This window comes from Candidatus Pelagibacter sp. PS_44, assembly GCF_059417735.1.
Genome location: NZ_CM182063.1, coordinates 616,563 through 632,188 on the forward strand (window position 1 = coordinate 616,563; position 15,626 = coordinate 632,188).

The following is a 15,626-nucleotide window of genomic DNA, read 5'->3' on the forward strand; positions in this document are numbered from 1 at the left end:
CAAGTCTTTTTTATTGTATTATTACTGAAATATCGTCTTTTCTTAGTAAATTTATAGCTTTTCTATCGATTAAACGTCTGTTCTTAAGTTTAAAACTAATATTGTTGTCGTTAGTCTCTAAATTAATTTTTACCTCTGTTGTCCCCTCTTCATTTAATAATTTGGATATTTTTTCAATATCATCAACAGTCTTAATATTAAAAGCAATTTCACTAACTGGTTTATTAAATAAGTCTTTAAGAGAGGCAATTTTTTGAACATTTATTCTTTTTAATTTATTTTCATCATTTGAAATTGTTTTAATTAAAGTAATAATTAATGAATTTCCCTCAATTAAAATTTCTCTATTAAGCTCAAGAATGTCCGAAAAGATAAAAAGTTCAAATACACTAGTTAAGTCTGTAAATTTAATAACTCCATAAGAGTTTCCTTTGGCTGTTTTACGTTCAGAAATTTTTAATAAAGTAGCTGCTATGTTTGCATCTTTAATATTATCATCAGAATTAAACTTTATATAATCTACAATTTTATAATCATCAAAAATTTCTTTAAACTGATTTAAAGGATGGTCCGATATAAAAAAACCAACAGCTTCAAATTCTCTTGAAAGTCTATCCTCAAATTTCCAATCCTCCATATTAAGAATAATTTCATTATCCTGTTCTTCATCAACACCAAACAAGTCTATTTGATTAGCTGCTTTGTTTTCATGAATGTTTTTAGTTTTGAGAATGAAGTTTGGAATTGAATTAAACAATGCTTGTCTATTCTTTTCAATATTGTCAAAGGCTCCTGCTTTAACTAACCCTTCTAATTGAAGTTTATTAATATCCTTTGGATTTACTCTATTTAAAAAATCATTAATGGATTTAAATTCACCATTTGTTAGTCTTTCTTTAACTACATTAGATATGGCGTCAAACCCAACACTTTTAATTCCACCCAAAGCATAATAAAAGTTTTCTTCATCAAATTTAAAATCAGCATAACATTTATTAATATCTGGTCTTACAACATTAATATTTATTCTTTTAAGTTCCTCATGAAATTCACTTAATTTATTTTGATTTGAAATATCCATTGTCATTGATGCAGCAAAAAACTCTTTTGGATAATAAGTTTTCAAAAATGCTGTTTGATAAGAAATTATTGCATATGCTGCAGCATGACTTTTGTTAAAACCGTACTCTGCAAATGGTTCAATCTTTAAAAAAATACTTGCCGCAACATCTTTGCTAATACCATTTTTTAGCGCTCCAGCGATAAATCCTTGTTTTTGCTTTTCGAGTTCAGCTCTTTTCTTTTTACCCATTGCCCTTCTTAAAATATCAGCTTCACCTGCCGTAAAACCTGATAATTTTTGAGCTATTTGCATTACTTGTTCTTGATAGATTATGACACCATATGTTGGTTTGAGGATATCTTCTAAAAGAGGGTGTAAATAATCAGGCGTTTGTCTTCCATGCTTACAATCGTTATATACAGGAATATTACTCATAGGTCCTGGTCTATATAAAGCAACTAATGCAATAATATCTTCAATATGATTTGGTTTCATTTGCATTAATGCTTCACGCATTCCAGCACTCTCCACCTGAAATAAACCAACTGTATTGCCCGATGAAAGTAATTCAAAAACTTTTTGATCTTCAAAATTTATGTCTTCGATATTAAAATCTTTATTTTTCTTTTTAATTAGTTTTTGAGTTCTATTAATGACTGTTAAAGTTTTTAGACCTAAAAAATCAAATTTTATTAAACCCGCATTTTCAGCAGAATACATATCAAATTGAGTTGATGGTAATAAAAGATCTGCAGAGGCGTCTTTATATAAAGGAACTATTTCAGTTAATTTTCTGTCGGCTATAACAACACCAGCAGCATGAGTTGCAACATTCCGATTTAGTCCCTCTAACTTTAGTGATAAATCAGTAAGTTTTTTAACTCGAGGATCTTCATTTACTAATTTTTGAAGTCTTGGCTCACTATTTATGCATTCAATTAAACTTTGTGGACGTGAAGGATCAAATGGTATCATCTTAGAAATGCTATCTACAAAACCATATGGTAAACCTAAAACTCTACCAACATCTCTTATAACCATTCTTGCTTTTAATTTTCCAAAAGTAATTATATGAGCAACGCTGTCTTTGTATTTTGTAGTTAAATATTCAAATACAAGATCTCTTTTTTCTTCACAAAAATCTATATCAAAGTCAGGCATAGATATTCTATCTGGGTTTAAAAATCTTTCAAAAATTAGATTGAACTTTATTGGGTCAACATCAGTAATTGACAAACACCATGCTACTAAGGAACCAGCACCAGAACCTCTACCGGGTCCTACTGGAATATCATTTTTCTTAGCCCATTTAATATAATCAGAAACTATTAAAAAATAACTTGGATATTTCATTTCAATTATAATTCTTAATTCATGATCTAAACGATCCTTATAAAATAAAAATTTTTCGTCATTAATGAGGTTTTTTTCTTCAATTTTAAAAACTTTAAAAAACTTTTCTTTCAATCCATTTAATGATTCCTTTTTCAATATCTCATCAGCACTTCCATCTTTTTCTGTGCTTATATTAGGAAGAACAGGTTTGGAAAACTGAGGTCTAAAACTACACCTGAATGGTAAATTAAAATTATTTTCTAAAGCTTCGGGTAAATCAGAAAATAGAGCACACATTTCTTCTGAAGACTTAAAATAGTGTTGATCGCTATATTTAATTCTATTTTTATCATTAAGATATGTTTTTTCACCAATGCAAGTAAGAGCATCATGGGCTTCATGCATGTCTTTGGTTAAATAATAGACTTCATTTGATGCAATAATTGGAATTTTTAATTTAAAAGATTGTTCTAAATTAAACTTTTCAAAGGATATTTCATTTTGATCACCATGTCTTTGAATTTCTAAATAAAAATTATCTTTAAAATTTTTTAGTAAATCTTTGTAGATTTTTTGTATTTCATCAAATCTTCCTTTTTCAAATAACTTGCCAAATAAGCCATTATTTGTCCCTGATAAAAGAATAACATCACTAATGTTATCTAATAATTCTTTGATATCCAAATGTGGTTTTGATAAAACGTCATTTTCTAAATATGATTTTGAAGATAATTCAATAATTTTTTTGTAACCATTTTCATTGAGAGCGATTAAGGGAAGTAAACCTGTTGTGTCTTCATATTTAAAATTAATTTGAGTTCCAATAATAGGTTGAGTGCCTACTTTAGAGATATTTTCAGAAAATTCTAATGCACCACATAAATTTTCGGTGTCACAAATTCCAACAGAAACTAATTTATTTTCTTTACAAAAATCTTTTAAACTCTCAATTTTGATAGCACCTTCACAAATGGAGTACTGAGTATGAACTTTGAAGTGATTAAAATGTTTATTGTTTGAATTTTGCATTGATAGTTTTTATATTACCATCAATCATTTCTAATTTGCAATCTGCCATATTGGCAAAATATCTATTATGAGTTGCATATATAATTAATCTATTCTTGTCCTTTAATTTATAAAGAATATCAAAAATTTCTTTAGCGGTACTTTGATCTAAACTTCCAGTTGGTTCGTCTGCTAATATTACATCAGGTTCATTAATCAGTGCTCTAGCAATTGCTATTCTCTGCATTTCACCACCAGATAATTCAGATGGATAATGATCTTCTCTAGATTTTAAACCCATTTTTTTTAAAATTATTTGAGCCTTATGTTTTGCCTCTATTTTATTATTAGTTAAAGCTAAATGGGCCATGTAAACATTTTCTAAAGCGGTAAAGTCAGTCAATAAATTATTTTGTTGATAAATAATGCCAATTTTTTCTGATCTTATTTTATCATTGTCTAAAGTTTCAGAAAAATTCACCACTTTATTACTGATAGATAAATTTCCACTAGTCGGCCTATCAATCATTGATAAAATATTAAGCAAAGTTGATTTCCCAGAACCAGATGGTCCTACTAAAGAGTAAATTTTACCCTTCGTAAATGAATAATTTATTTTTTTTAATACTGAAATTTTTTTATTATTATAAAATGATTTAGAGATATTCTTTAAATTTATAAGATTATTCATATTTCAAACCTTTTACTGGATCAAGCTTAGAGGCTTTTATAGCAGGATATATTGAAACAATTATAGTTATTAAAATCGAACAAACGGAGATTATCAATATAGAAACAAGGTTTATTTCTGTTGGCATTTTACTTAAAAAATAAATTTCTTCAGGAAACAAACTTATATTAAAAGTATAACTCAAAAACTGTCTAATATTTTCAATATAAAGTGAAAATAATACACCTAATAAAATACCAAATATTGTAGCTGTCGTCCCAATTGTAACTCCTACTAAGAAAAAAATTTTAGTAATTGATTTATTTAAAACACCTATTGATTTAAGAATTGCAATATCTCTAGTTTTATTTTTCACTAATATTGTAAGACCTGAAATTATATTAAATGCTGCTACTAATATTATTAAAGACAAAATTATAAACATTACATTTCTCTCAACTTTTAATGCTGAAAATAACGAGCTATTCATATCAGCCCATGTATAAATAAATTCATCTTTAAATATTTCTTTAACTTTATTTTTTGCAATAACTATGTCTGAAGGATTTTTAAGATAAATTTCTAAATTTCTATTATCTTTATTAAAATCAAAAAAATTGTCTAATGTATCTATATTTATAAAAGCTATATTTCTATCAAAGTCAGCTAATCCACTTTCAAAGATTGAGCTAACCGTAAAAACTTCTTGTTTGGGTAAATTACCAATAATAGTTTCTATCCCAGATGGAGAAATAATTGATAATTTATCTCCGATCTTAAGTTCTAAATCAAAACTTAATTCCTTACCGATTGAAATATTGTTTTTATAAAGTTTCTTCGAATTGCCAGAAAATCGACCTTTATTTACCACGTTAAGCTTTGAGAAATCTTTTTGACTGTACCCTCTTAAAACAATACCTTTGGTAAAATCTTGACTAATAATAATTGCTTCACCCGAATTACTATATAGCAATTCTTCAGAAATCTTTTTTAACTCTTTATTTTTAAGTTTATCTACAGAGATAGAATTTTCGTAAGGCTTAATAGTAATATGAGGATTAAAACCAACAATTTTGTTTATAAGTTCTGTTCTAAAACCATTCATTACCGACATAACGATAATTAAAACAGCAACACCCAGACTTATTCCAATAAAAGAAAATATTGAAATTATATTTAAAAAACCATCTTTTTTTCTAGTTTTTAGATATCTAAATGTAATCTCTTTTTCTAAAGTAGAAATCAATTTTTTTCTTTTTGTTTAATTAAAATTTTTAATATTTGATCTAAAGTTAAATTTTGAGGATCTTTGCCGATTTCTTTAAATTCTAGCAAATCACCATCTGACTTTTTTCCAATAATAATTTGAAAAGGAACGCCAATTAAATTAAATTTTTTAATTTTAGCTGATAGGTTTTCATCCATATCATCAATTATTGCATCAATACCATTGACATTAAAAAATTCAAAAATTTTATTTGCTTTTTCTAAAGTTGAATTATCATTTTTGTTCATCATTGGTAATATTGCTAGTTCAAATGGAGCAATAGCAAATGGCCATTTCATGATTTCTTCTTTATCATCATACTTAGCTTCAATAATTGCACCGACTAACCTGGACACACCGATTCCATAAGATCCCATTTTAACAAAATCCTTCTTACCCTCAGGTAAATCTACTGATGCATTTAATGGTTTAGAGTACTTATCTCCAAAATAAAATATATGCCCAACTTCAATTCCTTTTGTTATCAATCTATTTTCAACAGAAACTTCTTTTTCAAATTCTTCTTTTTTAAATTTTTCATCTGTAACAGAATAATATTGTTCAAATTTTTTTCTTAAATTTTCTAAAGAATTTTTTTCTATTATTGAACCATCGCTATTCAAGTCAAAAATTCTTTTGTCTGTAAAAATTTTACTTTCACCTGTGTCAGCAAGAATAATAAATTCATGTGAAAGATTTCCTCCAATTGGACCTGTATCGGCAGCCATAGGAATTGCAGTTAACTCAAGTCTTTTAAAAGTTTTTAAATACGATAAGAAGAATTTATTGTAAGAAAATACAGCCTCTTCATCATTCACATCAAACGAGTAAGCATCTTTCATATAGAATTCTCTACATCTCATTATTCCAAATCTTGGTCTTACTTCGTCTCTAAATTTCCATTGAATATGATATAATAATTGTGGCAATGATTTATATGATTTAATACTAGATCTAAATATATCAGTGACTAACTCCTCATTTGTTGGACCATATAACATTTCTCTATTCTGGCGATCATTTATCCTTAACATTTCTTCTCCGTAATCGTCATAGCGTCCACTTTCTTTCCAAATTTCACTAGATTGAATAGTAGGCATTAAAATTTCTTGAGCACCAATTTTGTTTTGTTCTTCTCTTACAATTTGTTCAATTTTTTTCATCACCTTAAATCCTAAAGGTAACCAAGAGTAAATACCCGCCGAGGATTGTTTTATCATACCGACCCTTAACATCAATTGGTGTGATTTTATTTTAGCTTCAGAAGGGTTATTTTTTAATATGGGTATAAATGATTTTGATATATGCATATTTAACTAATTATATTTCTTAAATTTAAGTATTCATATTTAATTAAAATATAAATTATCATAAAAATTAAGGATGTAATACCAGTACAATAAAAAAATTTTTTTAACATCTTTGGATTTTCAGGAGATCCCGCATCCTCACCTTCAATCTTAATAGTCTTATTTCTATTAACATCTATTGGTAAAATTGCAAAAAACACTATCCACCATATTATGATATAAATAATTGCTAGTCCTGTTGCGCTCATCTAAATTTTTACTAAATTGATATTTGTAAAAGGTTTTTTTCCTGTCATTTCTTTAGTATATTTTTTACAAGTGATCTTTAATGCATCGATTAAGTTATACTCTTGTTTTTTATTACCTAAAGAAAAGGTTTTTATTGTACCTTCAATAGCTTCCTCTAATCCATAAATAAATTCATCTACATCATAAACTGGAATACCTCTAAAAGTTAATACTGGTCTTTTATGTATATTTCCTTTTTGAGAAATTAAAATTGTAACTTCCATATATCCATTTGCACTTAAATTTTTTCTATCTTTTATCGACTGTGAGTCTTCTTCAACACTCATATTTCCATCAAGATAAAGTCTACCACTAGGTGCTTTATCAAATACATGAGGTTTTCCTGGAAATAATTTTACAATATCACCATTTTGTACTTGTACTGGATGTGGCACCTTCATTTCATGAGCAAATTTCATATGTTCAATCATATGACGATGCTCTCCATGCACTGGTATTACACAATTAGGCTTCACCCAATCATACATTTCTCTTAAGTCGTCTCGATTAGGGTGACCAGAAACATGTACAAATTCACTTTCTTCTGAAATAACTTCGATGCCATCTTTGACTAATTGATTTTGCAATTTAAACAATTTTTTTTCATTTCCTGGAATAATTTTAGATGAAAAAATAACTGTATCATCTTTCTCAATAAAAACATCAGGATGTGTGTAGCTGGCAATTCGCATCAAAGCTGCCATTGGCTCACCCTGACTACCTGTGCATAAATAAACAATTTTTTCTCTAGATATTTTTTTTGCTTCTCTAGCATCTATTGGTTCAATTACATTTTTTAAATAACCACATTGTCTAGCAGCTTTAAAAATTCTATGCATTGATCGACCAACTAAAGAAATTTGTCTGCCAGTTTTTTCTGCACAATAAAAAGCTGTCTCCATTCGTGCAACATTTGATGCAAAAGATGCCATGACAATTCTTTTTTTTAGACTACCCATAATATTTAATAGGCTCTTTCTAACATCTAACTCTGAGCCTGCTTTACCCATGCTGAATACGTTTGTTGAGTCACATATCATTGCCAGAACACCTTCTTTACCAACTTCTTTTAGTCTGTTTGAATTAGTTTTTTCACCAATTAAAGGTTCTGGATCGATCTTCCAATCTCCAGTATGTAAAATTATACCAGCCGGTGTTTCAATTCTTAGTCCATTAGGTTCAAGTATAGAGTGGGTTAATGTTATATATTCTATCTTAAATGGTTCTAGATTTACTGTACCATTAAGTTGAACAATCTTTAAATAATTAGTTATATCTATATTTTTTTCTTTAAATTTTTCTTTAATTAAAACAGCAGTAAATGGTGTTGCAAAAATTTTACACTTAAGCTGTGGCCATAGCAAAGCTATTGCACCAATATGATCTTCGTGCGCATGTGTTAAAATAATTCCTAGCAGATCTTCTTTTTTATCAACAATAAAACCTGGATCTGGATATATTAGATCAACACCTGGAATGGTATCGTCAGCAAATGTTACACCAATATCTACCATAATCCATTTATGTTCACCCGGTTTTCCATAAGCAAACAAATTCATATTCATTCCAATTTCACCAGAGCCACCTAAAGGGCAAAATAATAATTCATCTTTCATATTTATTTAATTAGAATTGAGGCTTTGATTAAGCCATTAATAGTAATATCTTTATTTAATGTAACTTTCGCTTTGATTGATTTTTTAAACAAATTAGAAAATCCTCCAGTAATTATTATTACAAAGGACTTCTTTGTCTCTTTCTTAATTAAATTAACAATATTGTCAATTAAACCTGCATATCCCCAAAAAAAACCAGACCTAACTGCATTTATGGTATTTTGGCCAATAACTTTTTTTGGCTTTTTTAGGTTTATATTGGGTATTAAACTAGCTCTATCAGATAATGTTTTTAAAGACAGTTTAACACCGGGGGCTATTACACCACCATAATAATTTTTTTTAACTAATACATCAAAAGTTGTTGCTGTACCAAAATCTAAAATAATATAATTCTTTTTTTCACCAATAACACTTAAAGCATTAGCCAATCTATCAGATCCAATTTGTTTATAATTAACCTTGATATTAATCATTTTTTTTAGATCTAAATCTTTAAGTTCGTAAATTTTAATCTTAAGATTTTGATAAAAAATTTTTTTAATTTGATTAAAAGCTTTAGGTACAACGCTACAAAATAAAACTTTTTTAATATTTATTTTGCTCAACTTTAATTTAGTCAATAGCAATGATAGAGAATTATTATTAATATCTTTAGTTTTGATTATTATTTTTTTAATAATCTTGTTTGATTTGTCAATTAAACAAACCTTTGTCTCTGTGTTTCCTATATCTCCAACTATTATCATTTCAAAATACTATATATTTTTTTAATATTATTTTTTTGTATCATCGGAATATATTTTTCATAAATTTTTATTAAGTTTCTTCGAACATTATTAACTGTTATTTTGCTATTTGTTAAATCTAAAAGATTGGCGGTAGGATAATTTGTTAAATTTGGATTTTTAATCAAATTTATACCTATTCCAATAATTATGAATTTTTGATCAAGTTTTAATAGAGTTTCTTGTAATATTCCTGAGACTTTTTTATTATCAATTAGTAAATCATTTGGTTTTTTAATTTTTATAGTTCCTTTATAGAATGAAGAGATTGTTTTTTTAACTAATAAACAATTTATGAAAGTAAATTTCTTTAAATCAAAGTGTTTATTGTCTATTGGAAAAAAAATACTTACATACAGATTGCCTTTTGGAGATACCCAAGTTTTACCATATTGCCCTCTACCTTTAACTTGCTTTTCTGCTGAAACAATCCCAAACTTATTTTTTGAGTGTAGTATTATTTTATGCGCTAAATTATTTGTGCTATTTACTATTTTAAAATTGAATTTTTTTAGCTTCATCAAAGAATATTAATTCTTGAGACTACCTCAACTATTTGACCTGGAAAGATAAAATATAAAAGAATTAACAATGTTGATAAAGTTAGTGATGCTTTTAACCAAATATTATGATCATCATCATATTTGTCTTTTTCATGATCAAAATAAATAACTTTAATTATTTTAAGATAATAGAACGCCGCTATTACAGTAGATAACAATCCAACGATTGCTAAAAAATACATTGATTGTTCTATTACAGCTTTAAATATATAAAATTTTGCAAAAAAGCCTGCCAATGGCGGAATGCCTGCTAATGAAAATAATATGATAAGTAAAGATAATGATAAGATTGGATGATTTTTTGATAAACCAGATAAATCATCAATGGTTTCAAAATATTCATCGTTTCGCTTAAGCATTAATAGACAGCTAAAAAATGCTAAATTCATAACTAAATAAATACTTATATAAACAATTGAACTTTGAATTCCTTCGTTAGAACCTACTGATAATCCTGCAAGAGCATATCCCATATGACCAATTGAACTATAGGCAATAAGCCTTTTAAGATTACTTTGACCTATCGCTGCAATGGCTCCAAAAATCATAGAGGCAATAGATAAAAAAATTAATATAGGTTGCCATTGTTCAATCATGCTTACAAAAGGTACATATAAAAATCTTATAAATACTGTAAGTGCAGCAACTTTTGGTACTAGTGCAAAAAATAATGTTACTGCTGTAGGAGAACCTTCATACACATCAGGAGCCCACATATGGAATGGGACTGCTGATATCTTAAAAGCTAACCCAACTAAAATAAAAACAATTCCAAAAGTTAATCCATAATTATCTGAGTTCATTGAGTTATTTATAATTTCAAAATTTGTAGACCCTGAGAAGCCATAAATTAGAGAGCATCCATAAAGCAATAAACCTGATGATAAGGCACTTAGAACAAAGTATTTAAGTCCAGACTCTGATGATTTTAATTGATCTCTATTGAATGAAGCTAAAACATATAAAGCTAATGACTGAAGTTCTAGACCAATATAAAACACCATAAGATCATTAGAACTAATCATCACCATCATTCCTAGTACTGAGGATAGTATTAAAATTGGGTATTCTATTAAAAAAATCTTAAATATTTTTAGATATCTAGTTGATATAGATAAAACAAATGCTGTGGCAATAATTGTAAGAATTTTCATATATGATGAAAGTTTATCGACAACATAACTGTCATTAAACAACATAATATTTTGATTTAATGACTCATTAAAAATCAACACACCAGTAATTAATAAAGAAGCTAAAGCACAATAATGTACAATAATTGAACTATTCTTTTTAAATACTCCAAGAAGAAGTAAAAACATTATTGAAAGTGAAATAAAAATTTCTGGTAAAATGGAAGCTATATTGTTCATTAATTATTTACCGCTGCAATATTATTATTTAAATTAAAATTATACATCTCAATTAAATCTTTTACTGAAACTTCTATTGTATTGATAATTGGCTCTGGATAAAACCCAAAGAACAATACTGGAATTGCTAAAGACCATAATATTAGCTTTTCTGAATTATCAAGGTCAGTCATTTTTAAAAGATCTTTGTTTACAATTGTACCAAAAACAACCCTTCTATATAACCAGAGCATATAGGCTGCACCAAAAATAACACCCAAGCTAGCTATAACTGCAACTAAAAAATTGTCTTTAAAGGCTCCCATTAGTATTAAGAACTCTCCAATAAAACCACTTGTACCAGGCAAACCTAAAGCTGCTAAAGTAAAAAGCATAAATAATATTGAATACTTTGGTATAACAGATACTAATCCACCATAAGTTGCTATTAATCTTGAATGCATACGGTCATAAATAATTCCGACACATAAAAATAATGCTGCAGAAACTAGTCCATGACTAATCATTTGAAATATACTTCCTTCGATACCTTGCTGAGTAATTGTAAATATACCTAAAGTAACAAAACCCATATGAGCAACAGAAGAATATGCTATTAATTTCTTCATATCTTCTTGCATTAATGCAACTAAAGATGTGTAGACAATAGCAATTAAACTTAAAATATAAACTAGAGGTGTAAATAATTCAGAAGCTATAGGAAAAAGTCCTAAAGAAAATCTTATAAAACCATATCCAGCCATTTTTAGTAATATAGCAGCAAGTAAAACAGATCCTGCTGTTGGAGCTTCTACGTGGGCATCTGGTAGCCAAGTATGTACTGGCCACATTGGTGTTTTAACAGCAAATGAACAAAAGAAGGCAAGCCATAATAAATTTTGATATTTGCTATCTATTCCAAGTTCATAAAGTTGAGTAATATCAGTTGTTCCAGATATCCAGTAAATTGAAATTATAGCTATTAACATTAATACAGAACCAAGAAGTGTGTATAAGAAAAATTTGAATGCTGAATAAACTCTTCTTGTGCCACCCCAAATTCCAATTATTAAAAACATAGGGATTAAACCAGCTTCAAAAAATAAATAAAATATTACTAGATCTAATGAACAAAAAACACCAATCATTAAACTTTCCATCACCAAAATTGCAATCAAAAAATCTCTTAATCTATATTTAACAGAATTGTTGACTGATATAATGCAAAGAGGAGTTATGAATGAAGTTAAAACAACAAACAATATAGATATACCATCAACACCTATTTTATAATTAATGAAACCTTTTAACCACTCTCTATCTTCGACAAATTGAAAGCTCGATGTAGTTGGATCAAATTGATACCAAAGATAAATTGAAATTAAAAAATTAACAAAAGATGTAAATAAAGCAACATACTTTCCTGTATTTGAATTTTTATCTTTTGAAAAAAGTAAAAACAAAGAACCAATTACTGGAAGTAAAATTAACGATGATAGAATTGGAAAATTCATTAGTTTAAAATTAAAAAAGTTAATAATGCAGAAAATCCTAACAATATGATGAAAGCATACTGATAAATAAATCCACTTTGAAATTTACTAGCTCGTAATGATAAATTTTTAATCAATAAAGAAACTCCATCTGGACCAAATTTATCGATCACCTTAACATCAATTATTTTCCAAAAAAATAAACCAATTTTTTTTGAAGATTGAATAAACAAAACATTATAAAGCTCATCAAAATACCATTTATTTATTAAAAAATTATATAGGGGTTTATTGGATTGAACGATACGATTTGGTATATCTTTATTCTTAACAAACAAGTAATAAGCAAGTGGTATAGATATCAATACTAAAATTGGGGTGGTTAAAAGAAACCATAAAGGTGGATGCTCTATGCTCAAAGGATTTAAAAATTTTATCGAATTTCCCCAAAAAACATTTTGCTCACCATTACCAATGAATAAATCTTTAAACAAAAAACCAGCAAATATTGCACCAATTGCAAGCACAAATAAAGGTATAAGCATTACCAAAGGTGACTCGTGCATTTCATTAATATCAATTTTTCTATTATTGTATTCACCATGAAATGTTTTAAAAATTAATCTCCAAGAATAAATTGAGGTTAAAACAGCAGTAAAAATACCAATTCCAGCTGCATAATATCCTGTCGTGTTACCTTTAAGATATGCAAATTCTATAATTGCATCTTTTGAGTAAAAGCCTGACAAAAAAGGAAATCCTGTAAGTGCTAAAGTGCCAATAATCATAAAGATATATGTGTAAGGTAACTTTTTATATACAGCACCCATTTGGTTGATATCTTGTTCATCTTGGAATGAATGAATAACTGAGCCTGAACCTAAAAAAAGTAATGCTTTAAAAAAGGCATGAGTGAAAAGGTGAAACATTGCAACATTATATGCGCCCACACCAGCAGCAAAAAACATATAGCCTAATTGACTACACGTAGAGTAAGCAATGATTTTTTTAATATCAGTTTGAACTAAAGCAATAGTTGCAGCAAAAAATGCTGTAGTCATTCCCACTACTGTAATTATATTAAGTGTTAAAGGTGAATATTCAAAAATTGGAGAACATCTAACTACTAAAAAAACTCCAGCTGTAACCATAGTTGCAGCATGTATTAAAGCTGATACAGGCGTCGGTCCCTCCATCGCATCAGGCAACCATGTATGTAGAAATATTTGTGCTGACTTACCCATTGCACCAATAAATAAAAGAATACAAATAAGATCAACAGCGTCTATATTCATACCCAAAAAAAATAATTCTTTATCCACAACTTGGGGAATTTGATTAAATACTTCATTATAATTTACCGTGCCAAATAAATAGAAAATCAAAAATATTCCTAAAGCGAAACCAAAATCACCTACTCTATTTACAACAAAAGCTTTGATTGCTGCCGAATTAGCAGAGTCTTTTTTAAACCAAAAACCAATTAAAAAATAAGAGCAAAGACCTACTCCCTCCCAACCAAAAAATAGCTGAAGAAAATTATCTGAAGTAACCAACGTAAGCATTGAAAAAGTAAATAGTGATAAGTATGCCATAAATCTAGGTTTGTGTGGATCATGAGACATATATCCTATCGAATAAATATGCACCAAAGCAGAAACTAAAGTCACAACAACTAACATTACGGAAGATAAAGCATCTACTTTTATGGACCAGTTAACATCTAAACTTCCAGAGTTAATCCATGTGACAACGACAACGTTATTTTCATAGTCATTAACAATGACATTATAAAATATCAGTAAAGCGATTATTGCAGAAATTGAAACAAAAACACTTGTGATAATTTCAGAATTCCTGTCACCCAAATATTTACCAAAAAAACCTGAAATAATTGATGCTAGTAAAGGAAGAAGTAATAATGCAATTTCCATTTTATCCTTTTAGGCTATCAATATTTTCAACATCTATAGTTGAAGAGTTTCGATAATAAACAACAATTATTGCCAAACCTATTGCTGCTTCAGCAGCTGCTACTGTTAAAATAAATAATGTAAAAATTTGTCCAGATATGTCATTTAAAAATATAGAAAATGAAACAAGGTTTATATTTACTGATAGCAATATCAGCTCAATACTCATCAATATTACAATAATATTTTTTCTATTTAAAAATAATCCAACTATGCCAATGGTAAATATTATTGCAGCCAAGGTTAAATAATGACCCAATCCAATACTAATCATCTGCCTTTACTCCTTCATTTATTTTGACATCAATTATCTCAACACTATCTGATCTTTCTCTAGTAATTTGATTAAAATATCCTTGCCTTTTAACACCAGATCTTCTTCTATAAGTTAAAACTATTGCACCAATCATTGCTACAAGCAAAATCATGCCACTAAGTTGAAATATATGTATATAGTCAGTATAAAGTACATAACCTATAGAGTGTGTATTGCTGATATCTTGATCTATAGGTAAGGACATTGCAGAAACAACATCTGGTTTATACTTCCAGCCACCTATAACTATAATTAATTCAAAAAATATAATGACACTTACTATCAACCCTATTGGGATATGTTTTGAGCTTTCTTTAGCAGAAAACCATTGATTTTTTTGTTGAGCAACATTGAGCATCATAACAACAAATAAAAATAGAACAGCAACGGCACCAACATAAACAATTAGCATAATCATGCCTAAAAATTCTGCACCTATCATGATAAATAAACATGAAATACTTATAAAATCTAAAATTAGAAAAAAAACAGAATGAACAGTATTCTTAGAAACGGTTACCATGATGGCCGAAACTATTGCTATAAATGCAAATATATAAAAAAAAATTGCGTGCGCTAACATA

General features: G+C 28.0%; 13 protein-coding genes. All 13 read right to left on the bottom strand.

Going from position 1 to position 15,626, the window contains the following annotated elements; genetic code table 11:
* Positions 1-10 precede the first annotated feature (10 nt).
* The 13 genes from dnaE to AC5SLO_RS03490 are packed head-to-tail and all read right to left on the bottom strand — an operon-like array spanning position 11 to position 15,625.
* Positions 11-3,427: a DNA polymerase III subunit alpha gene (dnaE, locus tag AC5SLO_RS03430; RefSeq protein WP_494572601.1), complete on the bottom strand. Its 3,417-nt coding sequence runs from the start codon at positions 3,425-3,427 to the stop codon at positions 11-13.
* Positions 3,408-4,097, bottom strand: a complete 690-nt coding sequence (locus AC5SLO_RS03435) for an ABC transporter ATP-binding protein (RefSeq protein WP_494572602.1) — start codon at positions 4,095-4,097, stop codon at positions 3,408-3,410. The genes dnaE and AC5SLO_RS03435 overlap by 20 nt, the downstream gene beginning before the upstream one ends.
* Entirely contained in the window at positions 4,090-5,322 is a 1,233-nt protein-coding gene (locus tag AC5SLO_RS03440; RefSeq protein ID WP_494572603.1) for a lipoprotein-releasing ABC transporter permease subunit, read from the bottom strand. Before AC5SLO_RS03440 ends, AC5SLO_RS03435 begins: the two co-directional genes overlap by 8 nt.
* The gene (gene proS, locus AC5SLO_RS03445) at positions 5,319-6,653 is read right to left on the bottom strand and encodes a proline--tRNA ligase (protein ID WP_494572604.1); all 1,335 of its coding nucleotides are present in this window, start codon (positions 6,651-6,653) and stop codon (positions 5,319-5,321) included. Before proS ends, AC5SLO_RS03440 begins: the two co-directional genes overlap by 4 nt.
* Positions 6,654-6,655: 2 nt before the next feature.
* Positions 6,656-6,901: a DUF1467 family protein gene (locus tag AC5SLO_RS03450; RefSeq protein ID WP_494572605.1), complete on the bottom strand. Its 246-nt coding sequence runs from the start codon at positions 6,899-6,901 to the stop codon at positions 6,656-6,658.
* The gene (locus AC5SLO_RS03455) at positions 6,902-8,557 is read right to left on the bottom strand and encodes a ribonuclease J (protein WP_494572606.1); all 1,656 of its coding nucleotides are present in this window, start codon (positions 8,555-8,557) and stop codon (positions 6,902-6,904) included.
* Between the two features lie 2 nt (positions 8,558-8,559).
* A complete protein-coding gene (locus tag AC5SLO_RS03460) occupies positions 8,560-9,306 on the bottom strand; it encodes a type III pantothenate kinase (protein WP_494572607.1) in 747 nt (248 codons plus the stop codon).
* On the bottom strand, positions 9,303-9,866 hold the full coding sequence (locus AC5SLO_RS03465; RefSeq protein ID WP_494572608.1) for a biotin--[acetyl-CoA-carboxylase] ligase: 564 nt from the start codon (positions 9,864-9,866) through the stop codon (positions 9,303-9,305). The genes AC5SLO_RS03460 and AC5SLO_RS03465 overlap by 4 nt, the downstream gene beginning before the upstream one ends.
* Entirely contained in the window at positions 9,866-11,281 is a 1,416-nt protein-coding gene (nuoN, locus tag AC5SLO_RS03470) for an NADH-quinone oxidoreductase subunit NuoN (RefSeq protein WP_494572609.1), read from the bottom strand. The genes AC5SLO_RS03465 and nuoN overlap by 1 nt, the downstream gene beginning before the upstream one ends.
* On the bottom strand, positions 11,281-12,774 hold the full coding sequence (locus tag AC5SLO_RS03475) for an NADH-quinone oxidoreductase subunit M (protein ID WP_494572610.1): 1,494 nt from the start codon (positions 12,772-12,774) through the stop codon (positions 11,281-11,283). The genes nuoN and AC5SLO_RS03475 overlap by 1 nt, the downstream gene beginning before the upstream one ends.
* Complete coding sequence (gene nuoL, locus AC5SLO_RS03480) at positions 12,774-14,687, bottom strand: NADH-quinone oxidoreductase subunit L (protein WP_494572611.1); 1,914 nt, start codon at positions 14,685-14,687, stop codon at positions 12,774-12,776. The genes AC5SLO_RS03475 and nuoL overlap by 1 nt, the downstream gene beginning before the upstream one ends.
* A 1-nt stretch (position 14,688) precedes the next feature.
* A complete protein-coding gene (nuoK, locus tag AC5SLO_RS03485) occupies positions 14,689-15,000 on the bottom strand; it encodes an NADH-quinone oxidoreductase subunit NuoK (protein WP_494572612.1) in 312 nt (103 codons plus the stop codon).
* Entirely contained in the window at positions 14,993-15,625 is a 633-nt protein-coding gene (locus tag AC5SLO_RS03490; protein ID WP_494572613.1) for an NADH-quinone oxidoreductase subunit J, read from the bottom strand. The genes nuoK and AC5SLO_RS03490 overlap by 8 nt, the downstream gene beginning before the upstream one ends.
* Position 15,626: the final 1 nt, after the last annotated feature.

Coding starts and splice junctions, on each gene's coding strand:
- dnaE (WP_494572601.1), bottom strand. CDS start 3,427: ATGCAAAATTCAAACAATAAACATTTTAATCACTTCAAAGTTCATACT.
- AC5SLO_RS03435 (WP_494572602.1), bottom strand. CDS start 4,097: ATGAATAATCTTATAAATTTAAAGAATATCTCTAAATCATTTTATAAT.
- proS (WP_494572604.1), bottom strand. CDS start 6,653: ATGCATATATCAAAATCATTTATACCCATATTAAAAAATAACCCTTCT.
- AC5SLO_RS03450 (WP_494572605.1), bottom strand. CDS start 6,901: ATGAGCGCAACAGGACTAGCAATTATTTATATCATAATATGGTGGATA.
- AC5SLO_RS03455 (WP_494572606.1), bottom strand. CDS start 8,557: ATGAAAGATGAATTATTATTTTGCCCTTTAGGTGGCTCTGGTGAAATT.
- AC5SLO_RS03460 (WP_494572607.1), bottom strand. CDS start 9,306: ATGATAATAGTTGGAGATATAGGAAACACAGAGACAAAGGTTTGTTTA.
- AC5SLO_RS03465 (WP_494572608.1), bottom strand. CDS start 9,866: ATGAAGCTAAAAAAATTCAATTTTAAAATAGTAAATAGCACAAATAAT.
- nuoN (WP_494572609.1), bottom strand. CDS start 11,281: ATGAACAATATAGCTTCCATTTTACCAGAAATTTTTATTTCACTTTCA.
- AC5SLO_RS03475 (WP_494572610.1), bottom strand. CDS start 12,774: ATGAATTTTCCAATTCTATCATCGTTAATTTTACTTCCAGTAATTGGT.
- nuoL (WP_494572611.1), bottom strand. CDS start 14,687: ATGGAAATTGCATTATTACTTCTTCCTTTACTAGCATCAATTATTTCA.
- nuoK (WP_494572612.1), bottom strand. CDS start 15,000: ATGATTAGTATTGGATTGGGTCATTATTTAACCTTGGCTGCAATAATA.
- AC5SLO_RS03490 (WP_494572613.1), bottom strand. CDS start 15,625: ATGTTAGCGCACGCAATTTTTTTTTATATATTTGCATTTATAGCAATA.